25 protein-coding genes are annotated in these 25,996 nt (G+C 72.6%); 11 read left to right on the plus strand and 14 right to left on the minus strand.

The annotated features are described in order from the left end of the window. Positions 1–117: 117 nt before the first annotated feature. Positions 118–342, plus strand: coding sequence for a DUF397 domain-containing protein (locus CG719_RS10060; protein ID WP_100568187.1), 225 nt, complete (start codon positions 118–120; stop codon positions 340–342). A 135-nt stretch (positions 343–477) separates the two neighbouring features. On the opposite strand, the gene moeZ is transcribed toward CG719_RS10060, so the two are convergent. The 7 genes from moeZ to CG719_RS10095 form a co-directional block, all read right to left on the minus strand. Then, entirely contained in the window at positions 478–1,656 is a 1,179-nt protein-coding gene (moeZ, locus tag CG719_RS10065; RefSeq protein WP_100568188.1) for an adenylyltransferase/sulfurtransferase MoeZ, read from the minus strand. A gap of 63 nt (positions 1,657–1,719) precedes the next feature. After that, a complete protein-coding gene (locus tag CG719_RS10070) occupies positions 1,720–2,469 on the minus strand; it encodes a spherulation-specific family 4 protein (protein WP_100568189.1) in 750 nt (249 codons plus the stop codon). Next, positions 2,457–3,419: an NAD-dependent epimerase/dehydratase family protein gene (locus CG719_RS10075; RefSeq protein WP_100568190.1), complete on the minus strand. Its 963-nt coding sequence runs from the start codon at positions 3,417–3,419 to the stop codon at positions 2,457–2,459. Before CG719_RS10075 ends, CG719_RS10070 begins: the two co-directional genes overlap by 13 nt. Before the next feature lie 285 nt (positions 3,420–3,704). Continuing rightward, positions 3,705–4,913 (minus strand): hypothetical protein, encoded by a 1,209-nt coding sequence (locus CG719_RS10080; protein WP_234375500.1) that lies wholly within the window; start codon positions 4,911–4,913, stop codon positions 3,705–3,707. Then, complete coding sequence (locus CG719_RS10085) at positions 4,910–6,649, minus strand: DUF3492 domain-containing protein (protein WP_100568191.1); 1,740 nt, start codon at positions 6,647–6,649, stop codon at positions 4,910–4,912. The genes CG719_RS10080 and CG719_RS10085 overlap by 4 nt, the downstream gene beginning before the upstream one ends. Positions 6,650–6,880: 231 nt before the next feature. Then, positions 6,881–8,002 carry a DUF3152 domain-containing protein gene (locus CG719_RS10090; RefSeq protein WP_324838196.1) on the minus strand — a complete coding sequence of 374 codons (1,122 nt, stop codon included), beginning with the start codon at positions 8,000–8,002 and terminating at the stop codon, positions 6,881–6,883. 710 nt (positions 8,003–8,712) lie between these two features. Continuing rightward, positions 8,713–9,834: an alpha/beta fold hydrolase gene (locus CG719_RS10095; protein WP_199836583.1), complete on the minus strand. Its 1,122-nt coding sequence runs from the start codon at positions 9,832–9,834 to the stop codon at positions 8,713–8,715. Between the two features lie 220 nt (positions 9,835–10,054). On the opposite strand from CG719_RS10095, the gene CG719_RS10100 reads away from it, so the two are divergent. From CG719_RS10100 to CG719_RS10115, 4 genes are all read left to right on the plus strand, one after another. After that, positions 10,055–10,267 carry a hypothetical protein gene (locus tag CG719_RS10100; RefSeq protein ID WP_100568193.1) on the plus strand — a complete coding sequence of 71 codons (213 nt, stop codon included), beginning with the start codon at positions 10,055–10,057 and terminating at the stop codon, positions 10,265–10,267. Between the two features lie 236 nt (positions 10,268–10,503). Further along, a complete protein-coding gene (locus tag CG719_RS10105; RefSeq protein WP_100568194.1) occupies positions 10,504–11,148 on the plus strand; it encodes a TetR/AcrR family transcriptional regulator in 645 nt (214 codons plus the stop codon). 175 nt (positions 11,149–11,323) lie between these two features. Continuing rightward, on the plus strand, positions 11,324–11,551 hold the full coding sequence (locus CG719_RS10110; RefSeq protein WP_062711803.1) for a DUF3107 domain-containing protein: 228 nt from the start codon (positions 11,324–11,326) through the stop codon (positions 11,549–11,551). Between the two features lie 190 nt (positions 11,552–11,741). Further along, positions 11,742–12,011: a hypothetical protein gene (locus tag CG719_RS10115; RefSeq protein ID WP_100568195.1), complete on the plus strand. Its 270-nt coding sequence runs from the start codon at positions 11,742–11,744 to the stop codon at positions 12,009–12,011. 47 nt (positions 12,012–12,058) lie between these two features. Here CG719_RS10115 and CG719_RS10120 read toward each other — a convergent pair whose 3' ends face one another. Next, the gene (locus CG719_RS10120) at positions 12,059–12,805 is read right to left on the minus strand and encodes a ferritin-like fold-containing protein (protein WP_100568285.1); all 747 of its coding nucleotides are present in this window, start codon (positions 12,803–12,805) and stop codon (positions 12,059–12,061) included. A 491-nt stretch (positions 12,806–13,296) separates the two neighbouring features. Here CG719_RS10120 and CG719_RS10125 point away from each other — a divergent pair, with 491 nt between their 5' ends. Continuing rightward, positions 13,297–15,882, plus strand: a complete 2,586-nt coding sequence (locus CG719_RS10125; protein WP_100568196.1) for a DEAD/DEAH box helicase — start codon at positions 13,297–13,299, stop codon at positions 15,880–15,882. A gap of 513 nt (positions 15,883–16,395) precedes the next feature. Beyond that, positions 16,396–17,283 (plus strand): alpha/beta fold hydrolase, encoded by an 888-nt coding sequence (locus CG719_RS10130; protein ID WP_199836584.1) that lies wholly within the window; start codon positions 16,396–16,398, stop codon positions 17,281–17,283. Here the strand turns inward: CG719_RS10130 and CG719_RS10135 are convergent. Beyond that, positions 17,280–18,176 carry an NYN domain-containing protein gene (locus CG719_RS10135; protein ID WP_100568198.1) on the minus strand — a complete coding sequence of 299 codons (897 nt, stop codon included), beginning with the start codon at positions 18,174–18,176 and terminating at the stop codon, positions 17,280–17,282. The two genes, CG719_RS10130 and CG719_RS10135, sit on opposite strands and share 4 nt — an antisense overlap. 196 nt (positions 18,177–18,372) lie before the next feature. On the opposite strand from CG719_RS10135, the gene CG719_RS10140 reads away from it, so the two are divergent. Then, the gene (locus tag CG719_RS10140) at positions 18,373–18,525 is read left to right on the plus strand and encodes a hypothetical protein (RefSeq protein WP_100568199.1); all 153 of its coding nucleotides are present in this window, start codon (positions 18,373–18,375) and stop codon (positions 18,523–18,525) included. A gap of 73 nt (positions 18,526–18,598) precedes the next feature. Here CG719_RS10140 and CG719_RS10145 read toward each other — a convergent pair whose 3' ends face one another. From CG719_RS10145 to CG719_RS10155, 3 genes are all read right to left on the minus strand, one after another. Beyond that, positions 18,599–19,204: a MarC family protein gene (locus CG719_RS10145; protein ID WP_100568200.1), complete on the minus strand. Its 606-nt coding sequence runs from the start codon at positions 19,202–19,204 to the stop codon at positions 18,599–18,601. Between the two features lie 52 nt (positions 19,205–19,256). Further along, positions 19,257–20,114 (minus strand): PHP domain-containing protein, encoded by an 858-nt coding sequence (locus tag CG719_RS10150; RefSeq protein WP_100568201.1) that lies wholly within the window; start codon positions 20,112–20,114, stop codon positions 19,257–19,259. A 172-nt stretch (positions 20,115–20,286) separates the two neighbouring features. After that, complete coding sequence (locus CG719_RS10155) at positions 20,287–20,928, minus strand: DUF6758 family protein (RefSeq protein ID WP_100568202.1); 642 nt, start codon at positions 20,926–20,928, stop codon at positions 20,287–20,289. Positions 20,929–21,077: 149 nt separating this feature from the next. Between CG719_RS10155 and CG719_RS10160 the strand changes: the two genes are divergently transcribed. After that, positions 21,078–22,334, plus strand: coding sequence for an MFS transporter (locus CG719_RS10160; protein ID WP_100568203.1), 1,257 nt, complete (start codon positions 21,078–21,080; stop codon positions 22,332–22,334). A 40-nt stretch (positions 22,335–22,374) separates the two neighbouring features. Here CG719_RS10160 and CG719_RS10165 read toward each other — a convergent pair whose 3' ends face one another. After that, positions 22,375–22,959, minus strand: coding sequence for a suppressor of fused domain protein (locus CG719_RS10165; protein WP_100568204.1), 585 nt, complete (start codon positions 22,957–22,959; stop codon positions 22,375–22,377). 487 nt (positions 22,960–23,446) lie between these two features. Between CG719_RS10165 and CG719_RS10170 the strand changes: the two genes are divergently transcribed. Then, positions 23,447–24,562, plus strand: a complete 1,116-nt coding sequence (locus CG719_RS10170; RefSeq protein ID WP_100568205.1) for a magnesium and cobalt transport protein CorA — start codon at positions 23,447–23,449, stop codon at positions 24,560–24,562. A 22-nt stretch (positions 24,563–24,584) separates the two neighbouring features. Beyond that, positions 24,585–25,097: a hypothetical protein gene (locus CG719_RS10175; protein WP_100568206.1), complete on the plus strand. Its 513-nt coding sequence runs from the start codon at positions 24,585–24,587 to the stop codon at positions 25,095–25,097. A gap of 23 nt (positions 25,098–25,120) precedes the next feature. Here the strand turns inward: CG719_RS10175 and CG719_RS10180 are convergent, their stop codons facing one another. Then, positions 25,121–25,864 (minus strand): hypothetical protein, encoded by a 744-nt coding sequence (locus CG719_RS10180; protein ID WP_199836585.1) that lies wholly within the window; start codon positions 25,862–25,864, stop codon positions 25,121–25,123. Between the last annotated feature and the right edge of the window lie 132 nt (positions 25,865–25,996).

The raw sequence follows: 25,996 nt of genomic DNA on the forward strand, positions 1-25,996 counted from the left end.
CCGAGCCGCTGTGAGGAGGTGGCGAAAACCGGTGTCCACCTCGCCAGTTGCGACGTTGAAGCAGAAAGGTGAGGGTGGATGGAGAACACATAATCGAGCACCGAAACGGAGCTCCTCATGCAAGCGGAAAAGGCTGAACTGTACGCACTCGATCTGAGCCGAACACGCTGGGTCAAGAGCAGCAAGAGCCCCTACACGTCCACCTGCGTGGAGGTGGCGGACCTTGGTGGCGGAGCTGTTGCCGTCCGTGACTCGAACCATCGAGACCTGCCGCCTCTGCGGTTCACCGCAGAAGAATGGGCAGCCTTCCGAGACGGTGTGCGCGAGGGCGAGTTCGGTTAACTGCAGCGATTTCAATCAGTGTTGTTCGCACTCGGACTCAGCGACCCTTTTGACCGACAACGCCAGAAACCCACGGCAGCTGAGCTGGTCAGAGCCGTGGGCTTCTTCGGTCCTGCTGGTCAGCCGGACCGGCGATCAGTAGACCGGCTTGTGCGGTTCGATCTGGTTGACCCAGCCGATCACGCCGCCGCCGACGTGCACGGCGTCCGCGAAGCCCGCGGACTTCAGCACGGCGAGGACTTCCGCACTGCGGACACCCGTCTTGCAGTTCAGGACGATCTTCTTGTCGTGCGGGAGGCTCTCCAGGGCGGAGCCCATGAGGAACTCGTTCTTCGGGACCAGCCGGGCGCCCGGGATGGAGACGATCTCGAACTCGTTCGGCTCACGGACGTCGATGAGCTCGATGTTCTCACCGTCGTCGAGCCACTCCTTGAGCTGCTTGGGAGTGATCGTCGAGTCGGCGGCCGCCGCCTGGGCCTCCTCGGAGACGACGCCGCAGAAGGCCTCGTAGTCGATGAGCTCGGTGACGGTCGGGTTCGTGCCGCAGACCGCGCAGTCGGGGTCCTTGCGGACCTTGACCTGGCGGTACTGCATCTCCAGGGCGTCGTAGATCATCAGGCGGCCGACCAGCGGCTCGCCGATGCCCGCCAGCAGCTTGATGGCCTCGTTGGCCTGGATGGAGCCGATGGACGCGCACAGCACGCCCAGGACGCCGCCCTCGGCGCAGGAGGGGACCATGCCCGGGGGCGGCGGCTCCGGGTAGAGGCAGCGGTAGCAGGGGCCGTGCTCGGACCAGAAGACGGAGGCCTGACCGTCGAAGCGGTAGATCGAACCCCACACGTACGGCTTGTTGAGCAGCACACAGGCGTCGTTGACCAGGTACCGGGTCGCGAAGTTGTCCGTGCCGTCGACGATCAGGTCGTACTGGCTGAAGATCTCCTTCACGTTGTCGGCCTCGAGCCGCTCCTGGTGAAGGACGACGTTCACGTACGGGTTGATGCCCTTGATGGTGTCCCGCGCGGACTCGGCCTTGGGGCGGCCGATGTCGGACTGGCTGTGGATGACCTGGCGCTGCAGGTTCGACTCGTCCACCTCGTCGAACTCCGCGATGCCGAGCGTGCCGACGCCCGCCGCGGCCATGTACATCAGACCCGGCGAACCCAGCCCGCCGGCGCCCACAAAGAGCACCTTGGCATTCTTCAGCCGCTTCTGCCCGTCCATCCCCACGTCGGGGATGATCAGGTGGCGGGAGTACCTGCGAACCTCGTCTACGGTGAGCTCGGGAGCCGGCTCGACCAGGGGTGGCAGCGACACGGGGACTCCGTTGGTCGGTCAAACACTACGGTTGTTCTCCTCGTAACACTGCCACGCCCTTCTTCATTCCGAGACACCTCGTCCGATCCGCGAGACGATTTCGTCCCAGTAACCGGGCATGTTCTCCCAGGGGCCGGCCGTGCGGTCGCGGTCGGAGCGGTCGGTGAACCAGATGGTCGCCGCCCCCTGCCAGCGGGCGATGCGGAGCGCCTCGTCGAGGTGGCCGCGCGGGACTCCGTGCACGAAGTGGCAGAAGCGCTCGGGCGGATGATCGGCGGTCCACTCGGCGACCTGCGACCAGCGGTAGTCGCTCCACGAGCCGCGGAAGGTCACCAGTTGGTCGGCGTGCTCCGCGTAGCCGGGGTGCGGGTGGGTGCCGTGACCGAGGACGATGTGGGTGTCGTCACGCACCGCCCGCAACGCGTCGATCGTCCGGCGGACCTCGGGCAGCCCGGCACGGTCGGCGGGGCAGTGTTCCAGCAGGAAACCGTCGGCCCGGTACCACTCGAGGTAGCGCCGCGCTTCGGAGACCAGCTCGATGAAGGACCGGGCGCCGTGCGCGGCGTCGAGGTGGCCGAGGACGCGGACGCCGGCGTTGCGCAGCCGTCCCGCCGCCTCCAGGCAGTGCGGGTCGGGCTGGACGCCGGGGCCGTCGGCGACGTTGAGAACAACCCAGTGAAGGGGTGGGCCGGGCCGGGTGAGTTCGTTCCACTCGGCCGGGGCGAGCAGGGGGTGGGCCCAGCCGGGGACACCGAGTCCGGTGCGCAGTGTGGTGCTCGGGATGCCCACGGGGGTGCTGGTCAGATACGGCATGCCGCCTCCATCCAGATGTCGGCGAGGGACTCTTCGAGGTTGATCCGGGGCCGCCAGCCGAGCCGGTCGCGGGCGGTGCGCACATCGGCCTGCTGCCAGCTGCCGCAGCCATCGGGGTACGGGTAGGCGACCGGGGCGGGGTGGTCCGCCTCCGTGCGGGGGTGCCCGATGGCGGCCCTGAGGTGGCCGCCGGGCGGGCCGTCGAGTTCGTGCAGGGCGCCGCCGTATCCGGCGACGCGGGCGAGGATCGCCGCGGCGTCCCGCAGCCGGACGGCCCGGCCCGAGCCGATGTTGATGACGCCCTGGGCTGCCGAGAGGGAGGCGGCGTGGACGGCGCGGGCCACGTCGCGGACGTCGACGAAGTCGCGCTGGACGCCGAGGCCGCCGAGTTTGAGGTCGCTGTCCCCGGACTGCATGGCGCGGCGCATGGCCTCGGCGAGCCGGCCGAGCGGCGAACCGGCCGGGGTGCCGGGCCCGGCGGGCGAGAAGACGCGGAGCACCACGGCGTCGAGACCCGAGCCGAGAACCAGTTCGGTGGCGGCGAGTTTGCTGACGCCGTACGGGCCGCCAGGGCGGGGCACGGCGTCCTCGGCCGTGGAGGAGCCGGGCTGGCTCGGGCCGTACTCGGAACTGCAGCCGAGCTGCACCAGCCGGGCGCCGCAGCCGCTGCGGCGCAGGGCCTCGCAGACGGTGGCGACGGCGACGGTGTTGTGCCGGGTGAGGTCGCGGGCGCCGCCGCGGGTGGCTCCCGCGCAGTTGACGACGACGCCGGGGTGGACCGCGTCCAGGAAGCGGGTGAGCGCTCCGGGGCTGCCGGCCGCGAGGTCGAAGCGGACGTCGGCGTCGTCGCCGCGGCCCAGCGCGGTGAGCTGGACGGCCGGGTCGGCGAGCAGACGGTCGGCGACGAAACGGCCGAGGTATCCGTTGGCTCCGATCAGCAGAACCCTCATCGGGCGGCTCCCGGGGTGTGCGCTCCGGTGGCTCCGGATGCTCCGGACGCTCCGGATCGGGCGGTGATCATCTGGTTTTCTCCTTCTAGGGGGTGGTGCGACGGGCTCCGGCGATGGGTCGCGGGCCTGCACTGGGTCGTGCGCCCGCGGCCGAAGGGGGAACGCGGGCGGCGTCCGTGGCCACGGCCGTACGGGGGCACGCGGGGGTGACCGGGGCCGGCCCCGCGCCCCTCACGGCAGCCGAGCCCCGCACGGCCGCCGTTCCGCTGACGGCTGCCGCGCCTTTCACGACTGCCGCTCCGTCCGCGCATGGGCGGAGGCCCGGGTCAGCGTGCGGGTCGCGTGCAGGAGCAGGGCCAGGGCGGCGGTTCCGCAGGCAAGGGCCGGTACGCCGCCGGGTCCCCAGGCGGACACGAGGGTGTCGACCGGGGCGGCGAGGGCACCGCAGCCGGGGAGGCGGGCGGCGAAGACGGTGGCCAGGGCCGTCGCCCCGGACGCGGCCGCGGCGCCGAGAGCGACGGCCGGGGCGTGGGTGAAGCCGTGGGTGGTGAGGAGGCGCGCGAGCAGCAGCAGCGCGCCCAGCGTGAGGGCCTGGGCGTAGCCGGCGGGCTCGTCCAGGACCGCGCCGCACACGGCGAGCAGGGCGGCCAGGGCGCACAGGAACAGGCCGAACGTGCCGAGCAGCAGGGGCCGTACGGATACGGCGAACTCCTCCAGGCCCCGGCTGGTGGTCACCTTGTGCCGGGCGCCGGCGGTGAAGCGGTGCGTGGTCCACGCCGCCGGTCCGCAGGCCAGGGCGAGGGCCAGCACAGGGGCGGTGGTCAGGGGCCAGGCCCCGGCCGCGGTGAAGTCGGGCAGTCCTTCGGGCCCGCCGCCGACGGCCGCGCCGAGCAGGCCGTCGCCGAGGAGGGCGTAGCCGAGGAGCCAACACGTCCAGGTGCGGGTGCCGGGCGTGTGCGCGGGGGGCGTGCGCCCTTCGGCGCTCAGCGGGCCGCGGCGCAGTACGGCGCGCAGGGCCAGGCCCACGGCCACGACGCCGAGCGCGGCGACGCCCAGCCGGGTCCGGCCCCCGGTCAGGCGGATCCCGGCGACGGCGGCCGCGCACAGGGCGCCGGGCAGCAGGCCGAAGGTGGCCGGGCCGAGGCCCAGCCGGGGTACGGCGGCGGCCTCGTGCCGCGGGGGTGTCTCGGTGTCCCGGCTGATCCGGGCGTACATCTCCTCGGCGAGTGAGAAGACGTCACGGTGGCGGAAGCGGGCGGCGGTGCGGTCGGTGACTCCGTGGGCCTCCAGGCCCGCGGCGATCTCCAAGGGGTCGACGGCCCGCTCGCACAGCTCGCGGTGACGGTGCATCAGCACCTTGACCGGGTCGGCCGCACCACGCCGGGAGGGTACGGAGAGGCCCGGGTCGAGGGCGGGCCCGCCGTCGAAGCCGTCGCCCTGACCACCCCGGCCGGCCGGGGTGGCGAGGTGGTCCTCTGTTCTCGGGCCGGTCATCGGGAAGCCTCCGTGGTGGTCGTGGGGCCCGCGCACCCCGTCGGTGAGCCGGTGGCCCAGCTGGGGCGAGAGCGCGCCGCGAAGCGGTCCGCGGCCCGGGTCCAGCGGCCGGGCACATGGGCCTCGGCGGGCGCGGCGAACGGCAGGGGCTCGCCGGTCTCGTCGAGCACGACGCGCCGGACCGGGCAGTGCGACACGACCTCCAGGTAGATGCCGTGGAAGGCCGCGATGTTCTGCTCGACGGTGAAGAGTTCGAGCGCGCGGGCGCGGGCCGCGGCGCCCAGGCGCGCACGGCGCTCGGGGTTGCGCAGCAGGTTCACGCACACCTCGGCGAGCGCCCGCGGATTGCGCGGGGGCACGACCACCCCGGTGCCGCCGACAACCTCGACGACCGCGCCGACGTCCGTCGAGACCGTCGCACGGCCGCACAGCATGGCCTCGGCCAGGCCGAGCGGGAAGCCCTCGACCACGCTGGACAGGACGACCACGGCGCCCGAGGCGTAGGCGTCGGCGAGGGTCGGCACCTCCGGGCCGCCGATCTCCTCGAAGGACACCGGGTTGTCCCCGACGGTGTGCGGACCCGCGGCCTCGTCGGGGAAGAGCTGGGCGGCGAGCACCCTGCAGTGGCCCAGGTAGGCGGCCCCGTCGGAACCGGTCCCCGCGCTCACGATCCGCAGCCGTGCCTTGGGCTCCTCCCTGTGCACCTCGGCGAAGGCGTGCAGCAGGGACACCAGGTCCTTGGCGGGCCCGACCCGGCCGACCCACACGAGCGTGTACGGGTCGGCGGCCTCCGGCGACTCGCCGGCCTCGGCGAAGGGGGCGGCGTCCATGCCGGGGTGGACGGTGCGCAGCTTGGCGCGGTCGGCGCCGCAGCGCTCCTGCCAGCGACGGGCGTGCGCGTTGCCGTGGGTGACGACGGCGGCCCGCCGGTAGACCTCGGCGGCGAGACCGCCGTGGAAGGCGGCGAGCAGGGCCCGCACGGCCGGTGCGGTGCTGTCGGCGTCGGCGGCGAGGTAGTGCGCGCGCAGACGCACGCCGTACTCGGTGATCAGCAGGGGCACGCCGGTGAAGTGGTGCGCGAGCAGTCCGGACAGGGCCGCCGTGCCGCCGGCCGCCGCGTGGCAGAGGTCGGTTGCGCCGAGGCCGTCGTCCTCGTACCAGTCGAGCGACAGGGGGCTCAGTGTCTGCCGCAGGTGCGCGGCGACCGCGAGCAGATCGGGGACGCGGGCCTCGCGCGCCGCCCGCGGTGCGCCGGGCGCGCGGCAGGCGCGTTCCAGCGCGCGGACGGCGGATTCCGAGCGCAGCGCGCCCGCCAGGCCGCCCTCGTCGCGGGCGAGTTCGGCGAGGCCGTACAGCGCACTGCTGAAACGGTCCGCCTCAAGTCCGGCGCCGCCCGTGCCCGCCGCCCTGCCCGCCGCGCCGAACTCGCGCAGATCGCCGCCGCTCGCCGCGACCAGCGCCGACGCCAGCTCCCCGTAGCACTCGGCGAAGCGCCGGCGCGCACGCCGTCCGTACACGGCGCCGTCGTCCTCTGCCGCCCACGGCGACGCGGTACGGACCCGGCTGACCTGTGGCGGCAGGGGCACCCATCCCTCGTCCTCCTGCTGCCGGCTGCGGCTGAGCGCGTAGAGGTCGAACTCGTGCCGTTCGAGCCCGCGCACGAGCCGTTCGCACCAGAGTCCGGCGTCACCACTCACATACGGGTAGCCACCCTCCGTCACCAGTCCGATGCGCACGCGTGCACCCCCGCTCTCCCGTCTGTCCCGTGTGGAGAGCCGCCGTCGCGACGGCGGCTCGCAGCGGAACGAACGTATGCGGACATGACGGTGGCGCGATGGACGGTTGTCCGTCGCGCCACCAAAAGGGGTGAACGGTCGTAACTTTCCTGCGCGAACGGCGTTCCGTCGCGTCAGAACATCAACCGGACACGAAACGTCACACCTCGGGCCCGGCCGGCCCGGCTCCGGTCAGCTCCCCGGGTAGGGCCAGGGGTTGGGCAGGCAGTGGATTCCGTCGTGGTCCAGGAACTTCGTCTGCTGCTGCATGACCGGCGCGAGCGCGCCGTCCTTGTCGCAGGTGACGTGGCCGTAGCCGAGCCGGTGGCCGACCTCGTGGTTGATCAGCATCTCCCGGTAGGCGTACATCTCGTCGCCGTAGGTCTTGGAGCCCTGCGCCCACCGGTAGGCGTTGATCATCACGCGTTCGGTGGCGGCCGAGTCGCAGGAGACGTTGTCCTCGGTCGTGTCCAGACCGGACTTGGCGCACCACGTGGCGGTGGTGCCCGGGCTGGCGAGCGTGATGACGAAGTCGGGCTTGCCGGAGGAGATGCGCTCGAAGGTGCGTCCGCCGTTGTGGGCCCAGCTGCGGTCGTCGTTGAGCGTCTTCTGCACGGCCGCGGCGAAGTGCTCGCCGTCCAGGCCGAGGCCCTGCTCCACGTCGACGCGGTAGGTGTACTTGCGCCCCGTGCCGGGTGCCTTGGCGAAGCCGGGCACCGCGTCGAACCGGCCGGATCCCTTGAGGGTGGGGCTGAGCGGGTACTTCGTGCTCATCTTCTGGTCGTACGTCAGCGCCGACACGTTCGGCGCCGCCTTGGCGTCCGCACCCGTGCCCGCGCCCGCGATGCCGGCGGCGTCGGGCGCCGCCCGGTCGGTGGCCGACTGGGGGAGCAGCCCGGCGTCGGACCGGTCGTGGGCGACCTGTCCGGCGACCACGACGGCGAGCACGGTGGTGACGGCGGCGGCCGCGATGCCGGTGAACGCCTTCCCCTTGGTCACGGTGCCCCGCGCGGACTCGCCGGCCGGTCGCGCGGCGTCGCCGTCCCCGCTGTCCGCCGCGTCCGGCCCGGCCGGGCCGGACGGCGGAGCCGCGCCCTGGTCCGCGGTGCGCGCGTCACCGCGGGGCGCGAAGACGTCGTCGTCCTCGCCGAAGGCGTCGAGGTAGTCCTGCCGCGGCCCGCCGGCTGACGCCCGCCGCTGCCGGGGAATGGGGGCGCGGGCACGCGCGGAGGCGGCGGGAGCGGCGGGGCCACCGAGGTCCGTCGAGCTGCCGAGACCGGCGGCCGTCGGCCCCTGTGCTCCGCTCCCGTCCATGGCATCCGCCCCCAACTGTCCCCAGCCGCCGTCGGCTTCCCGCTGCTCCGGGTGCCCACCGCGAACCCGGGGAATCCCCCCGGCCGGGGTGCCGTCGGCGACCCGCGGAACGCCGCGCGCCGGAGTGCCGTCGGCCGGACGTGGCGTTCCGTGAGCGGGCGTGCCGCCGGGCGGACGGGGTCCGCCCTGAGCCGGCGCCCCGTCAGACAGCCGCGGACCGCCGGGACCGGAGGCCCCGCCCGCGGGCCACGGAATCCCCTGCGCGGGCGTCCCGTCCGCGAAGTGCGGCACCCCATGGGGAGGGGTTCCGCCGTCGAGGCGCGGGGTGCCATGGGGAGGAGTCCGGCCGTCGAAGCGCGGAGTGCCGTGGGCCGGTGTGCCGTCGTGGAGGCGGGGCCCTCCGTAGGCCGGGCCCGTGGTTCCGCCGACTCCGGCCCGCTGCCCGGGCACCTGGCCGGGAATCGGCGCCTGGCCCGGACCCGGCCGACCGCTCGGGCCTCGCCAGGGCTCGGCGCCGCCCCCGTACTCGCGGGCCTCCGGACCACCCCGAAGGCGGCCGTCGTCCCGAGGCTCCGGGCCGCCCTGCGCCTCACGGCCGTCTCCTGGCCCGTACCCCGGTGGGGGTGTGCTGTCGTCCCGGCCGGTGCTCGTCTTCGCGGCCTTGCCCTTGGGCGCGGACCCGCGGCGGCTGTGGCGTCCCACGTCGGCCCTCAGCCCCCCGTGCTCGCGCCGAAGGGGGCTCCGCCGGTCTCCGGGCCTGGGGCACCACCGGCCGTCCCGGAACCGCGAGCGCCATCGCCGGTGCCCGCCCCGGAAGCCCGGACCCCGCGGTCGGCCTCGGCGCCCGCTTCCGGTTCCGTCATCGATCCGGCCTCCAACTCTCCCGTGTCCAGCAGCAGTTCGCGGAACGCGGTGGCCACGGTCTCCGGATACTCCATCATCGCCACATGGCCGGCGTCCGGCAGGGTGAGGAGGCGGGAGTCACGGAAGGCGCGGGCCGCCCGCTGGGCCATGCGGAAGCCGACGAGCTGGTCACGGCCGCCGTAGATCAGCAGCGTGGGCGCGAGGACCCGCTCGGCCTGTCGCCACAGGCCGTGCTGACCGCCCAGCGTGTACGCGTCCACGATCCCGCGCGCGGAGCGCGACATCGCGTCCCAGAAGTATGGCAGTCGAAGCCGCCGCTCCATCTCCCCCACCGCGTTGCGCAGGCCCTCGTCCGTCACCCGTCCCGGGTCGCCGTAGCACAGGGCCATGACCCCGCGGACCCGCTGCTCCGCCGTCCACTCCCGGGTGATCCGGGTGAACAGGGCGGTCACGCCGGGCACCGCGAGCAGGCCGGTCGGCAGGGCGGTGCGCTGCACCCGGAGTTCGGGCAGCGCGGGCGAGACCAGCGTGAGCGTCCGCACGAGGTCGGGCCGCAACGCCGCGACGCGCGTGGTCACGGCGCCGCCCAGCGAGTTGCCCAGCAGGTGCACCGGTCCTCGCCCCGAGGCGTCGAGGAGGCGGATGACCGCGCGCGCGTGCCCGGTGACGGAGTAGTCGCCGTCGTCCGGCGGCGGGGAGTCGCCGAAGCCCGGCAGGTCGACCGCCTCGCCGTCGACGACACCGTCGAGCAGCGGCATCAGGGCGGACCAGTTCCGGGAGGAGCCGCCGAGGCCGTGCACGTACAGCGCGGGCGGCAGCCCCTCCCGCGCGGGCGGCCGCGAGCGCACCGACAGCGTGATGCCCGGCAGCTCGACCGAGCGCAGCCGTTCGCCCTCCTCGACCCCGACGGGCGCCACCCTCGGCAGAACGTTGGCGGGCGGCACGAAAGGCAGCTCGGTCGAAGACATGCGGCAATGTTACGAGACGATCACGTAGTGACTCATGTGTTCGCCTGTGTCAGCTGTCACAGATCATGCGCGGGCGGGACCGCCGTCCGGGCCACGGATCGCATAGCGTCGCCAACGGGTGTCTCCTACGCTCATACAGAGGGCACCCGCACATGGCCCCTGCTTTTCCAGGGACATTCGCAGGGACATTCCGCAGCATGCAGCAGGAAGGGAGCCCAGCATGTCATTCGACCCCACCGATCCCGAGACGTACGAGGACGACGACGCCACGGAGATCGCTGTCGAGGCCACGGAGGGCGACGCCGCCGAGCAGCACGCCGACGTCACACCGGACCACGACGAACCCCTCACCGGGGATCCGGACCGCGCCAACGAGGCCGATCTCATCGAACAGGCGCGGGGCGTCTCCATCGACGAGGACGACTACCGGTGAGGGACGGGGCGCACAGGGTGACGCGTGGGACGGCACTCGGGACGCGTGACGGGAAGGACCGCCGCTGAGCAGGAGCGCAGCTTTATGCCCACCTTGAGCCTGTTTGAAACCTTCTATGCCGCTTTTGTCGCTGTCCGGTCCGTGAAATCCTGCGCTCGCACCGCGCACACCACGGTTACCGAAAAGTACGATGGCGACGCGGCGCACACCGCATGTGGACGACTTTGGGAGGCGGCGTGACAGCCATCGAGCAGACAGAGGCGGCACGCCCGCGTGGCACGCGCCTGCCGCGCCGTGCCCGACGGAACCAGCTGCTGGGCGCCGCCCAGGAAGTCTTCGTGGCGCAGGGCTACCACGCGGCCGCCATGGACGACATCGCCGAGCGCGCCGGTGTCAGCAAGCCGGTGCTCTACCAGCACTTCCCGGGCAAGCTCGACCTCTATCTCGCCCTCCTGGACCAGCACTGCGAGGCGCTCATCCAGTCGGTGCGCGGCGCGCTCGCCTCGACCACGGACAACAAGCAGCGCGTGCGCGCCACGATGGACGCGTACTTCGCGTACGTCGAGGACGACGGCGGCGCCTTCCGGCTGGTATTCGAGTCGGACCTGACGAACGAGCCGGCGGTGCGCGAGCGCGTCGACAAGGTCACCAACGAGTGCGCCGAGGCGATCTGCGAGGTGATCGCGGAGGACACCGGCCTCTCCCGCGCGGAGTCGATGCTGCTGGCCTCGGGCCTCGGCGGACTCGCCCAGGTGGTGGCGCGCTCCTGGCTGCACAGCGACCGCAGCGTCCCGCGCGACCAGGCGGTCCAGCTGCTGGCGTCCCTGGCGTGGCGCGGCATCGCCGGTTTCCCGCTGCACGGCGCCGAGCAGCACCACTGACCGCCCGCGGCACCACCGCACCCCGCCGGAGCACCGCCGTACAGGAGTTCTGTTCCCTCAGGCTGTTCGCTCCTGGCGTTCCCGGGCGGAGCGTGTTCGTCCCCTCACCGGGCTAATGTGTGCTGGTACGGCGCGCAAGGTCGCGCACTTCACTGACCGTCGGAGGGACATAGCCGTGGAGGTCAAGATCGGCGTGCAGCACGCGCCCCGCGAGATCGTTCTGGAGAGCGGTCAGAGTGCCGAGGAGGTCGAGCGGGCGGTGTCCGAGGCGCTGGCCGGGAAGTCGCAGCTGCTGACCCTCGTCGACGAGCACGGCCGCAAGGTGCTGGTCCCGGCCGACCGGCTCGCGTACGTCGAGCTCGGTGAGCCGGCGCCGCGCAAGGTGGGCTTCGGCGCGCTGTAGTCGCCGCGTCATCGGACGACGGGAGGGGGCCACGCGGTGAGAGCCGCGGGCCCCCTCCCGCGTTCCGCCGTCACGGGCGACTTCACGGGTGGCGCACAATCCGCGCACAGGGAGGGTTGCGTTCCGCAGGTCAGGGGTAAGACCGGCTACGACCGCCCGGCACCGGCCGATCGTGTGGGAGGGAACCATCATGTTCTTGGAAGCGCTCGGCTCCGCGTTGATCGGTCTGCTGCTCGGCTGGACCGCGTTCCACCGCCTGTCCCACCGGCTGCCGTCGCGTCGCCTGGTGCAGTCGACCGGTGTCGCGGGAGGCCTGTTCGGTGCCTTCGTCACCCACAGCGCGCTGGGCTCCGGCAGCCTGCTGCCGACGCTGCTCGGCGCGGTGGTCGTCTCCGCCGCCTCGCTGTCCCTGCTGGTGCGCCCCGCGGGAAGACTGCGCCGGCGGTCGGCGCCGGCCTGATCCGACGCCGCCGACGGCGCACCCCCTGAAACCGACTCCCGGCGGGCCTACGCGGCCAGCCCCAGCGCGGCCATCCGCTTGGTGTGCGCCTCGGTGATCCGGGAGAACATCCTGCCGACCTCGGCGAGGTCGAAGCCGTCCGCGACACCGCCGACGAGCATCGTGGACAGCGCGTCCCGGTCGGCCACGACCCGCTGGGACTGCGACAGGGCCTCGCCCATCAGCCGCCGCGCCCACAGCGCGAGCCGGCCGCCGACGCGCGGGTCCGCGTCGATCGCCGCGCGCACCTTCTCCACCGCGAACTCGGCGTGCCCGGTGTCGTCCAGGACGGCCAGGACCAGCTCGCGCGTGTCGGAGTCCAGGCGGACGGCGACCTCCCGGTAGAAGTCGCTGGCGATCGAGTCGCCGACGTAGGCCTTGACGAGACCTTCCAGCCAGTCCGAGGGCGCCGTCTGCCGGTGGAAGCCGTCGAGCGCGGCGACGAAGGGCTCCATCGCGAGCGTCGGCTCCTCGCCCATCTCGGTGAGCCGGTCGCGCAGCCGCTCGAAGTGGTGGAACTCGGCCGACGCCATCTTCGCCAGCTCGGCCTTGTCCGCGAGGGTGGGCGCCAGCTTGGCGTCCTCCGCGAGCCGCTCGAACGCCGCGAGCTCTCCGTACGCGAGGGCGCCGAGCAGGTCCACGACCGCGGCGCGGTACTGCGGGTCGGCGGCGGCCGTCGCCCAGTCCTGGGCGGCGATTCCGGTGGGCTCGGCGGGCGTGTCGGAGGCGTTGTCAGACTTGTCAGAGCTCGTCATGAAGCGCACAATAGCCCGCTCTCCGCGCCTGCGAAGGACCTGGTGAACCAGTGTGACGACGACTACGTGACCGAATCGGCCATCACGTGTGCGCGTTTCCGGGGTATGGTGGTAATGCGCCTGCTGAGTACGCCGTCGTGTTTCTGCGTATGTCGACAGGCCGCACGCATGAGGATGCCCGGTCGGTGGCCCGATCGGCTCCGACCCGACAGCCCTCCCTGACCGTACGGCACTGTGCGTACGACGATCGGAGGGACCTCCAAGCGGTTCGAGCGCTAGAGCGTCGGCTGTGGTCCCGTGTCCACACGGCCCGCCCGCGTGGGCGGCCGACGTCCCCGGCACGGTCAGACACGACCCCCGCGCTCGCCTCGCACCGCGCACACAGAAGAGGCAGCACCCTGACTACGACGTTCCGAGAACTCGGGATCCTTCCCGAGACCGCCGAGGCCCTGGAAGCCGTCGGCATCATCACTCCCTTCCCCATCCAGGAGATGACACTCCCCGTGGCCCTCACGGGCACGGACGTCATCGGCCAGGCCAAGACCGGCACCGGCAAGACGCTCGGTTTCGGTCTTCCGCTCCTGGAGCGCGTCACCGTCCCCGCCGACGTCGAGGCGGGCCGCGCGCAGCCCGAGGACCTCACCGACACCCCGCAGGCGCTCATCGTCGTCCCCACACGTGAGCTGTGCGTGCAGGTGACCAACGACCTGCTGACCGCGGGCAAGGTGCGCAACGTGCGCGTCACCGCGATCTACGGCGGCCGGGCGTACGAGCCCCAGGTGGAGGCGCTGAAGAAGGGCGTCGACGTGGTCGTCGGCACCCCGGGCCGCCTGCTGGACCTGGCCGGCCAGAAGAAGCTGAACCTGAAGCACGTCAAGTGCCTGGTGCTCGACGAGGCCGACGAGATGCTCGACCTGGGCTTCCTGCCCGACGTCGAGAAGATCATCGGCATGCTGCCGGCCAGGCGGCAGACCATGCTGTTCTCGGCCACCATGCCGGGCGCGGTCATCGGTCTGGCCCGCCGCTACATGTCGCAGCCGACGCACATTCGCGCCACCGCGCCGGACGACGAGGGCGCGACAGTCGCGAACATCAAGCAGTTCGTGTTCCGGGCGCACTCGCTCGACAAGCCGGAGATGGTCTCCCGCATCCTCCAGGCCGACGGCCGCGGACTGGCGATGATCTTCTGCCGTACGAAGCGCACGGCCGCCGACATCGCCGAGCAGCTCCAGCGCCGCGGCTTCGCCTCCGGCTCGGTCCACGGCGACCTCGGCCAGGGCGCCCGCGAGCAGGCGCTGCGCGCCTTCCGCAACGGGAAGGTCGACGTGCTCGTCTGCACCGACGTCGCCGCGCGCGGCATCGACGTCGAGGGCGTCACGCACGTCGTCAACTACCAGTCGCCCGAGGACGAGAAAACGTACCTGCACCGCATCGGCCGTACCGGCCGCGCGGGCGCGAAGGGTACGGCGATCACGCTCGTCGACTGGGACGACATCCCGCGCTGGCAGCTCATCAACAAGGCGCTGGAGCTGGACTTCAACGACCCGGTCGAGACGTACTCGACCTCGCCGCACCTCTTCGCCGAGCTGGGCATCCCCGAGGGCACCAAGGGCGTCCTGCCGCGCTCGGAGCGCACCCGCGCCGGGCTGGAGGCGGAGGAGCTGGAGGACCTCGGCGAGACCGGTGGCCGCGGTGCGCGCGGTCGCGGTGGCCGGGGCGGCCGGAACGAGGGACGCCCGGCGGACCGTGAGCACTCCGCGGACCGTGAGCGCCCGGCGCGTACGCCGCGTCGCCGACGCCGCACCCGTGGCGGGGCGCCGCTGGACTCGGCGGCGGTCACGCCGGCCGCCGGTACGCCGGCCGACGCCGCGCCCGTCGAGGGCACGGTCGCGGAAGAGGCGTCCGGCACGCGCACTCCGCGCCGTCGGCGCCGTCTGCGGGGCGGTTCTCCCGCGCAGACGGTGACGACCGGCGAGTCGACGGCACCGTCCGAGCCGCTGGAGACCGTCGAGCCCGCGGAGTCCGCGGTGGCGACGGCCGAGGGCCCCGCTCTCGACGCCGCCGAGGCGCCCGCGAAGCCGCGTCGCCGCCGTACCCGCAAGTCGGCGGAGCAGACGGTCACGACGGCCCCGGCCGAAACCGGCACCGAGGTCGCCCCGGAGCCGGCGGCTCCGGCCGAGACCACCGCCGAGACGGTCCTGGACACGGCCGAGCCCACCGCGGACCAGCCCGAGGCCAAGCCGCGCCGCCGCACCCGCAAGGCGGCGACCGCACCCGAGGCCGCGGCGGACACCACCGAGGGCGTCGTCGACGAGGCGGACACCAAGCCGCGCCGCCGGACCCGCAAGGCCACGGCCACCGCGCCGGAAGCCGCGCTGGACGCGGCCGAGGGCGTTGTCGACGAGGCGGAGACCAAGCCCCGTCGCCGCACCCGCAAGGCCACTGCGGCCACGGTCACCGCAGACGCGACGGAAGCCGTCGTGGACACCGCCGAGGCCAAGCCTCGCCGCACCCGCAAGGCCGCCGCGGCGGTCGCCGCGGAGATCCCGGCGCAGGTGGCCGACGGGCCGGACAGCGCCGCCGAGGCGGCGGTCGACGCCGCCGAGGGCGCGGAGGCCAAGCCGCGCCGCCGCACCCGCAAGGCGGCGACCGCGACCGAGGCCGTGGCGGACACCACCGGCGAGGCGGAGACCAAGCCGCGCCGCCGGACCCGCAAGACCGCCGAGACGGCCGACGCGCCCGTCGCCGACGAGGCCACGGCAGCCAAGCCCCGCCGCACCCGCAAGGCCGCGGCCACCGCGGAAGCGCCGGAAGCGCCGGAAGCCGCCGAGGCCAAGCCGCGCCGCACCCGGAAGTCGGTCGCGGCGACGGCGGAGGCCGACGAGGCGGAGGTCAAGCCGCGTCGCCGCACCCGCAAGGCCGCCGAGGCCCCCGCGGAGGCCGTCGACGCCGTCGCCGAGCCGAAGCCGCGCCGTACGCGCAAGACGGCGGCCGCCAAGGCGGCGGTGGACACCGCCGAGATCCCGGCGCAGACCACCGCCAAGGCCGCCACCACGGCGGAGCCCACGGACGCCTGACCCGGCACTCCGTACGCCCGTACACCCCTGCGGCCCGGCCCCACCCCGAGTGGGACCGGGCCGTCGGCGTACCCGGCCGCCGCTTCACCCCAACCACCCAACCCACCACGCCACACCCGCAACGCGACGGCGGAACCGCCGAGATCCCGGCGCGGGCCACCGCCAGGGCCGCCCCCACAGCGCAGCCCACGGACGCCCGCACACCCATGCGGCCCACGCCCACCCCGAGTGGGACCGGGCCGTCGGCGTACCCGGCCGCCACTTCACCCCAACCACCCAACCCACCACGCCACACCCGCAACGCGACGGCGGACACCGCCGAGATCCCGGCGCGGGCCACCGCCAGGGCCGCCACCGCAGCGAGCCCGCAGACGCCCATACACCCCTGTGGCACGCTCGCCCGTAAGCGGCGCGTCCCGGCTGTCGGTTCACCCGGTCGTCCGACCGTCGGCTGCTTCACTCGCACTGGCGTCCCGGTGCCCCCGAAGGCGCCGTGACCGATAGCCTCGGCGCATGAGCAGGCCTCCTACGTTCGTCCCGCCGCCGGGGGCGCGTGCCTACCGGCTGCGTACCGCACGCGGCGAGTTCGCCGTGGTCGACATGGCCGTGCCGGCCGGTGCCGAGCCGCGGGGCACCGTGCTGCTGCTGCCGGGGTTCACCGGGAGCAAGGAGGACTTCAACCCGCTGCACGAGCCGCTCGCGGCGCGCGGGTACCGCACCGTGGCCGTGGACGGCCGCGGGCAGTTCGAGTCGGACGGACCGGTGGACGACGAGTCCGCGTACGCGCAGGAAGAACTCGCGCGGGACGTCCTCGCGCAGGCGGACGCGCTCGGCACGCCGGTGCATCTGCTGGGGCACTCGCTCGGCGGGCAGATCGCCCGCGCGGCCGTGCTCCTCGACCACTCCCCCTTCGCCTCGCTCACCCTGATGGCCTCCGGCCCGGCGCAGATCTCCGTCTCCCAGCAGCAGCGGGTGAAACTGCTGCGGGACGCGCTCGGCGTGATGTCGATGGCCGAGGTGTGGGAGGTCATCCAGGCGACGGAACCGCCCGAGGAGACCGACACCGGCGCCGGACTCGACGCGGGCCTCGCCGACCAGGCGGACCTGCGCCACCGCTGGCTGGGCCACAAGCCCGCACAACTCCTCGCAACGGGGCTCCAGTTGTGCACCGAGCCGGACCGCGTCGCCGAACTCGCCGCCAGGCCGCTGCCGTTCCACGTGCTCTCCGGCGCGCGGGACGACACCTGGCCCGTGCCCCTCCTGGACGACATGGCCCGGCAACTGGGCGCCCTGCGTACGGTCGTCGAAGGGGCCGAGCACTCCCCCAACTGCGACCAGCCGCTCGCCACCGCCCGTGCCCTCGCCGCCTTCTGGGACAGCCCCACCGGGGCGGCCGGCTAGAACTGCGCCTGAAGGTGCTCCCAGAAGCCGTCGCGCAGCGAGCGCCGCAGGTCGGCCTGGCCGCGCAGGGAGTACTGGAGGATGCCCTCGGCCTCGACCAGCAGGTCCTGGTCCACCGAACCGGGCAGATACGGATGGCCGGGGAGCAGTTCCCCCACGGATTCACGGCCGCGCGCCGCCAGCCACTTGGCGGCGATCTGCGCGCCCACGAAGCGGACGTTCTCGCGGGTCGGGCGGGCCGTCTGGGCGGGGTCGTAGGCGGGGGCGGTGCGCCGGGAGACGTACGGCTTGAAGAACTCCAGCTCGAGGGTGCGCTGGCTGTCGACCTCCCAGAGCAGCGGCTCGGCCTGGTTGCGGGCCTCGGGGGCCTCGATGCCCCACAGGTGCACCCGGGCGCCGTAGCCCTGGGCGGCCTCCACCGCCGAGACCAGGTCCTCGTCGCCGCCGAGCAGCGCCGCGTCGCTGATGGCGCGGTGCCGGGCCAGTGACTCCAGATCCGTGCGGATGAGGGAGTCGACGCCCTTCTGCTGGTTGTTGGCGTTGAGGTTGCCCAGGCGGACCTTGACGTCCGGCAGCTCGGCGATGGACTGCTGCTCCGCGGTGTGGATGCGGCGGCGGGCGCCGTCGTACCAGTAGACGCGCAGCAGCCGGCTGTCGGCGAAGGCCGTACGCGCCCGGTCGATGAGCGCGTCGATCAGCCCCTCGGCGTCCAGGTCGAAGGCGCGGCGGTCCTCCGTCCCGGCCACCAGCCGCCCCGCCGCCGCGTAGAGGTACCCGGCGTCCACGAAGATCGCGTGGGTAGAGGGCGTCTTCGCCACCTCGGCGAGCATGCGTTGCAGCAACTCGTTGGTGCGGTCGATGCGGGCGCTCAGCGCCCCGAGGTCACCGTTCATCGTCCTCCATTGTCCCGGCGGTCACGCTGTGAACACAACCGGTCCCAGTCGGTCAATTGAAGCTGCCTTACCGGTCACTCATTAGACACTCGAAAAATTTCTTTAGCGTAGGGAATGTTTGCACCGTGCAGTCCGTTGTACCCGAGTGAAGCCAAGTAGTTCTCCTCAGGAGGATGACCAGACGAAGGGAGAGGCAATGCGCTTCGAAATCATGCGACTCGACGAGGTCGACGGTACGCCCGTGGACTGCACTGTCGTGGACGCCGCCTCCGTCAACCGGATCGTTCAGCAGGCCGCCGCTGTGGGACAGCGGCTGTGGATCCGCCCGGCCGAGACCACGGCCTCATAACAGGAACGGATCACCGCGGAAACTTCGAAGCCCCCGTACGGCAGCCGTACGGGGGCTTCGCGCATGCGCGCGGTCAGGCGCCCCGGATCACCTGCGTGACCCCGTTGATGATCTGCTGCACGGCGATCGCGGAGAGCATCATGCCCGCGAGCCGCGTCACCAGGACCACGCCGCCGTCCTTGATGACCCGGATGATCAGCAGCGAGTAGCGCATGACCAGCCACAGCACCACGTGGATGGCGAGGATCGCCGACCACACCGATATCTGGCCCGCCACGCCGCCGGCCTTCTGCACGGCGAGGATGACGGACACGATCGCGCCGGGACCGGCGAGCAGCGGCATGCCGAGCGGGACCAGCGCGACGTTGACGTCCTTGGTCTGCTTGGGTTCGTCCGTCTTGCCGGTGAGCAGGTCGAGCGCGATCAGAAGCAGGAGCAGTCCGCCGGCGATCATCAGCGCCGGGACGGACACGTGCAGGTAACCCAGGATCTGGTTGCCGAGCACACCGAAGACGGCTATGACCCCGCCGGCCACGCAGACGGCCTGGAAGGCCATCCGCTTCTGCGTCTTGGCGGGTCGTCCGGCGGTCAGCGCGAGGAAGATCGGGGTGATCCCGGGGGGATCCATGATGACAAAAAGGGTGAGGAACAGGGAGCCGAAAACGGCAGCGTCGAACATCGGTGAGAGGCCTTGCGGAAGAGAAGTGACGTGAGAGCGGGAGAGGCGGGCCTCAGACCCCGCCGGCCCCCGGCACCGGGAACGCCCCGGTGGCCCGCCGCGTGATCTCCCCGTACACGTCGGGATGCGTCGTGAACTCACCGAGCGAGACGGTCTTGCGGCTGCCGTGGTAGTCGCTGGAGCCGGTCGTGAGCAGCCCCAGTTCGCCGGCCAGGCCGCGCAGCCGTGTCCGGGTGTCGGGGTCGTGGTCCATGTGGTCGACCTCGATGCCGTCCAGCCCGGCCGCGGCCAGCTCCGCGATACGGGACTCCGGCACCGTACGGCCGCGCTTGACCGCAGCCGGGTGGGCGAAGACGCACACTCCGCCCGCGCCCTTGACCAGCCGGATCGCCTCGAAGGGGTCCGTCTCGTGCTTCGCGACCCAGGCGCGGCCGCTGTCGGCCAGCCACTCCTGGGTGAAGGCGTCGCTCACGGTGGGTACGAGGCCGAGCTCGACCAGCGCGGTCGCGATGTGCGGCCGACCGACCGAACCGTCGCCCGCGATCCGTGCGACCTGCTCCCAGGTGACCGGCACGCCCAGCGCGTTCAGCTTGGCGATCATGGCCTTGGCCCGGGGCACCCGGTCGTCGCGGACCAGCTCGCGCTCGGCGAGCAGCGCGGGCTCCGCGGGGTCGAAGAGGTAGGCCAGCAGATGCATGCTGATGCCGTCGACCCGGCAGGAGAGTTCGGCGCCGGTGACCAGGGTGAGCCCCTCGGGGAGCGCGGCGATCGCCTCGGCGTGCCCGCGGGTGGTGTCGTGGTCGGTCAGGGCGACGACGTCCAGACCCGCCGCGGCGGCATTGCGCACCAGCTCGGCCGGGGTGTCCGTGCCGTCGGACGCGCTGGAGTGGGTGTGCAGGTCGATGCGCACGACACGGACTCCAGGCTCTGACGGGACGGAAGGGGACACCCCAGGATAACGGGCGCCGACGGGTGTCCTGTCACACCCGCGACCGCCGAGCGCCCCCTACGGCTCGCGCAGCCCGCGCGGCTCGCTCTCCCCACGGAGTCCCGCGCGGCCCCCACGGCGCCCCGCGCACGCCCTACGGATGCAGCAGTCGCGGCGACAGGGCCCCGCACGGGACCAGTTCGAGTTCGGGGCCCGCGTCCCGCAGGTCGGCCAGCACCAGTTCGTCGTACATCAGCAGCCCGGACTGCTCGGGCCACACCACCGCCCACAGCCACAGCCCGAGCGCCTCGCCGGCGAAGACGGCCCGGTCGTCCGGGGCGCCGGAGACGTGCCACAGCGGGGTGGGGCGGCCGCCGGCCAGGAGCTTGGCGTCGGGCGGCTTCTCCACATCCAGATAGGTGCCGGGGTCCGGGCCGTCGATGCCTGCGTAGCGCGCGCCGAGGCCGACGCCGAGTTCCTCGGCGACCAGGATGAGTTCGCCCATGCCGCCGAGCGGCCCGGGCCCCGAACAGGCCACCGCGGTGGCACGGCCGCCGCTGCGCTCGTCCCCGGCGTAGGTCACGCCGGTGAACAGCCAGCCGACAGGCAGCGGCCACGGCATCCACACCGGCACCTGGGTCCGCTGCACCACGACACCGAGGGCTTCGACGCTGGGCGGGATCACGGGCTGCAGCGGATACACGGTCCCGTGCACATCGCACTGCCAGGAATCGCTGAATAGTCCGGGAGCCCTGACCCGGCCACCGCACTTCGGGCAACTGGGTTCGCCCCTCATAGGGCCCCACGGTCCTACCCCGGCAGCGCCACGTCAAGGACGATCACCCGTCCGGCCCGGCCGCCCGGCCACGACGAACTAGATGCATGTTGCACCAATTAGGGTGGCTAACTTATTGTGTGTAAATAGCAACGATCGGAGGAGGCGGCATGCACAGCAGCACAGGGGGTCCCGCGGAGGGCGACGACCCGTTCGACGCGGGCGCGGGAAGCATCCTGCGGCAGCCCAGGGCGGTCTGGGCGACGGCCGGCGCGTCCGTCGTCGCCTTCATGGGCATCGGGCTCGTCGACCCGATCCTGCCCTCCATCGCCAAGGGCCTGAACGCCACCGCGAGCCAGGTCTCCCTGCTCTTCACCTCGTACTTCCTGATCACCGCCGTCGCGATGCTGGTGACCGGCTTCGTCTCCAGCCGCATCGGCGGCCGCAAGACCCTGCTGCTCGGCCTCGCCCTCGTGGTGGTCTTCGCCGGACTCGCCGGCACCTCGGGCTCCGTCGCCCAGCTCGTCGGCTTCCGGGCCGGCTGGGGCCTCGGCAACGCGCTCTTCGTCTCTACCGCCCTCGCGGTCATCGTCGGAGCTGCGGCAGGCGGCAGCGCGGCGGCGATCCTGCTCTACGAGTCGGCGCTCGGCCTCGGCATGGCCTGTGGCCCACTGGTCGGCGCGCTGCTCGGCAACGCGAGCTGGCGCTATCCGTTCTTCGGCACCGCGTTCCTGATGGCCGTCGGCTTCCTGTGCATCACGGCCTTCCTGAAGGAGCAGCCGAGGCCCGCCCGCAAGACCTCCCTGCTGGACCCGGTCAGGGCGCTCGGCCACGGCGGTCTCGCCTCGGCGGCGGTCTCGGCGTTCTTCTACAACTACACGTTCTTCACGGTGCTGGCCTTCACGCCGTTCGTGCTGAACATGACCCCGTACAAGTCGGGTGCGGTGTTCTTCGCCTGGGGTGTTCTGCTCGCGCTGTTCTCGGTGGTGGTGGCGCCGCGCATGCAGGCGCGGTTCGGCTCGCTGAAGGTGCTCGGCGGCTCGCTGGTGCTGCTGGCCGCCGACGTCGTCGTGCTCGGCTACGGCGACCACACCACCGCCGTCGTCTGCACCATCCTGTCGGGCGCGTTCATCGGCGTGAACAACACCGTCTACACCGAGCTGGCCCTCGGGGTGTCGGACGCCCCCCGTCCGGTGGCGAGCGCGGGCTACAACTTCGTGCGCTGGTTCGCCGCGGCCGCCGCACCCTTCCTCGCGCCGAAGATCGCGGAGTGGACCGACCTCCGCGTGCCGTTCGCGGTCGCGGGGGCGACCGCGGTGGCGGGCGCGCTGGTGGTCGCCGTCCGGCGCCGGGCCCTCACCTCCGACGCGGAGGAGCTGCAGCCGCGGCACGCCACCGAGGACAGCGTCACGATCTTCGCCAACTGACGTGGGCCGACGGCCTGTTGGTGAGCTTGCTCACTCCGGCTCACTCCAGCGGGACGGAACCGCGGGCCGGGTCCCGCAGGTCCGTCCCATGGCTCAGCCAGCGCTCCCGCAGGGCCTGCGCGCCGTGTACCCGCTTCCAGGCGGCCTCGTTCGGGGTCATCGGCAGCAGCGGCAGGAACCGTACGGGGTCCCGCGGCTCGTCGAGTTCCAGGTCCTCCACCAGGCCGCCCGGCTCGGCCACCAGGACCGAGGTGAAGGGCGCGCCGGGCCACAGCGGCTCGCCCACGTCGAGCGAGGCGTCCGGCGCCACGACCACGCCCTCGACCTGCGGAGACGCCCCCAGTACGGCGAGCGGGCGGAGCACCTTGTCGGTGTCGGCGAGGCCGGCGCGGACGGAGAGGACCAGCTCGGCGCGCGGCCCCTCGACCGGATCCGCGACCAGCGCGGTGGGATCGGTCATGGGCCGGGCGGACATGCCGAGGGTGGCGTACCGGACGATGTCCCCCTCGTGGAAGCGCAGCACCTCGAGCCGGTCCGTGCCGAGGAAGGTGACCGCGGCGCGGGCGTCCGGTTCGCCCAGCGCGGAACGCAACCGGGCCTCGACCAGAGGAAGAACATCAGCCATGCGGCGAGCATAGAACTCGTCAGCGGCAGGCAAAGCGGCGCCTTGACACACCGGGCTGCTGATACTCTTGGCCGGTCGTCCGGGGCAGCGCGCAACGAGGTGCCCCCCAGGTGTTCAACCCTGGGGAGGCCCTGATCCGGCCACGACGCCGATGGGACTCCCTTACGAGGGACCGGCCGGAGGAGGTGGGGCTGTCATGGATCGAAGTCGACCGTGCAGTAGCACCCGCTCTTCCCGCCGCTGATGTCGTCGCTCTGACTCCGGTCGGTCGCCACCTCTCGCGTTCGTGCCTTCGCGCACGTCATACGGAAGAGCACTTCGTTTCGTTTTGATCTGTCTGATCTGTCAGTGACGAAGCTCGCCACCGTGACGGTGCGGTGCTCCCCGCTTTGTGGACGTGCCAAACATCCCTGAGGCCACCACGTCCTCATTCCGGGCAGTTCCGACCGCCCTCGGCCGCTCGTCGCTCGCTGCGAAGGAGCCCGCCATGTCGATGATCCGCGACCTGCGTTCCGTGGTCCGCACCTCCCGCCCGGCCCCGCGCCGGGACGACGGGGCGTACGACACCACGCGCGACCCGGCGGCCCCCTCGGCCATCGTGGACTGCGCCGTCTACCGCGACGGCTCCCGGGTCCCGACCGACCGGCCGCTCACCCCTCCGGAGGCGATGCGCCAGGTGCGGCGCGACGGGGGCTTCGTGTGGATCGGCCTGCACGAGCCGAACGAAGCCGAATTCGCCGGTATCGCCGCGGAGTTCGGGCTGCACCCGCTGGCCGTGGAGGACGCGGTCACGGCCCACCAGCGGCCCAAGCTGGAGCGCTACGACGACACGCTCTTCACGGTGTTCAAGACCATCCACTACGTCGACCACGACGAGCTCACGCCCAACAGCGAGATCGTGGAGACCGGCGAGGTGATGTGCTTCACCGGCCGGGACTTCTTCATCACCGTCCGGCACGGCGGCCAGGGCTCCCTGCGCGCGCTGCGGCACCGTCTGCAGGACGACCCCGAGCTGCTGGCCAAGGGCCCCTCCGCGGTGCTGCACGCCATCGCGGACCACGTCGTCGACGGGTACATGGCGGTCGCGGACGCGTTGCAGGAGGACGTCGACGAGGTCGAGACGGAGGTGTTCTCGCCGGGCCGTGGCGGCACCCCGCGCGGCACCGACGCCGGCCGGATCTACCAACTCAAGCGCGAGGTACTGGCGTTCAAGCGGGCGGTGTCGCCGCTGCTGCGGCCCATGCAGCTGCTGAGCGAGCGTCCGATGCGGCTGATCGACCCGGACATCCAGAAGTACTTCCGGGACGTGGCCGACCACGTGGCCCGCGTACAGGAGCAGGTCGTCGGCTTCGACGAGCTGCTCAACTCCATCCTCCAGGCCAACCTGGCGCAGGCGTCCGTCGCACAGAACGAGGACATGCGGAAGATCACGGCCTGGGCCGCGATCATCGCCGTGCCGACGATGGTCTGCGGTGTGTACGGCATGAACTTCAAGTACATGCCCGAGCTGCACCTGAAGTACGGCTACCCGCTGATCCTGGGGCTCACGGCCGTGATCTGCCTGGGCATCCACCGCACGCTCAAGCGCAACGGCTGGCTGTGAGCGGGCTCGTTACTCTTCTGCCATGAACACCGAGCTGCTCGACCAGGCCCTCGTCGAGGAGGCCACCAAGAAGTCCGGCCTCGTCTGGGTCAAGGGCCCCGGCGTCCCGGCCCGCGCCCTGTGGCACGTCTGGCACGAGGGCGCGGCATGCGTGGTGGGCGACGGGCCCGGCGAGCAGCCGCTGCCCGGGCTGGCCGACGGAGCCGGCGCCGAGGTGACGGTCCGCAGCAAGGACAAGGGCGGCCGCCTGGTCACCTGGGCCGCGCGGGTCGTCGAGGTCGCGCCGGACTCCCCGCGGTGGCAGGAGGCGGTGGCCGAGCTGAAGGGGAAGCGGCTCAACGCACCCGACGGCGAGGCGATGACCGCGCGCTGGGCCCGCGAGTGCCGGGTGCTGCGCCTGGAGCCCACCGGGACGACCGCGCCGCTGCCGGAGGACTCGCTGGCCGAGGCACCGCTGCCCACCCCGGCGACGACCCGTCGGCCGGCCCCGGAGGGGCTGCCGCGGCTGCTGGTGAAGCGGAAGCGGCGGAAGTAGCCCCCCTTTCCGGGGAGCGGGAGTCAGGACGTCGGCAGCTTGCCGTAGTCGACCGTCTCGCTCTTCTCCGGCTGGGCCAGCGCGAAGTCCTTGCCCCAGTCCGAGAAGCTCAGCGTTCCCGCGTCGCCCGCGCGCACCAGGCGCAGCGGGTAGGGGGTGCCCTCCAGGGAGACGTCCAGGGTGCCGCCGGAGCCCTTGCCGCCGGTGATGCGGATCGTGCGGACGCCCGCCTGCTCGTGGTGCCCGTCGGTCGCCAGCGTGCCGTGCAGCGTCAGCAGCCCGTCGAGGAGGACCTCCTTGTCCGTGAAGCCGCTGAACCGCTGGTACGAGGGATCGCCCTGCGGCACCTTCACATATTTGCCGTCCAGCTTGTCGGCGGCCCCGGTGGCCTTGCCGCTGCCGTCGACCTGGCCCCAGAACCCGGCGTCCGCCTTCAGGTAGAGCTGTTCCCCGATCCGCAGCAGCCCGAAGGTCGACCCCTGCGAGGTGACCGAGCCGGTGCCGCCCTCGTCCTTCAGACGCATGTCGAGCCGGTACGTACGGCCGTTGCTGACCACGTTCCCGGACAGGTGCACGGTGTCCGCGGTGGCGGCCGCCGCCCTCGTCTTCGCCTGGATCTTCTCGGCCGGCAGCTTGCCCACCCCGTTGGTGCCCGCGTCCGGATCGTCCCCGGAACACCCCGTCAGACCCGCGCCCGCGACGACCAGGGCACACAACGCGCTCGTCAGCGTGGTCCGGCGGGTACGGCCCTGGGGAATCACGGTCACAGGTGGAGCTGCCTTTCCGACGGGTGTCCTCAAACGGCGTACGGCAGCGTACCGGGGCCGCGCACGCCCGGCGGAACCGGCTCGTCCGGACGCTCACCAGGGCGTATCCGAGGTGGACGGGCTAGCCTGAAG

The sequence above is a fragment of the Streptomyces sp. CB01373 genome, assembly GCF_002803075.1.
GTDB lineage: Bacteria > Actinomycetota > Actinomycetes > Streptomycetales > Streptomycetaceae > Streptomyces.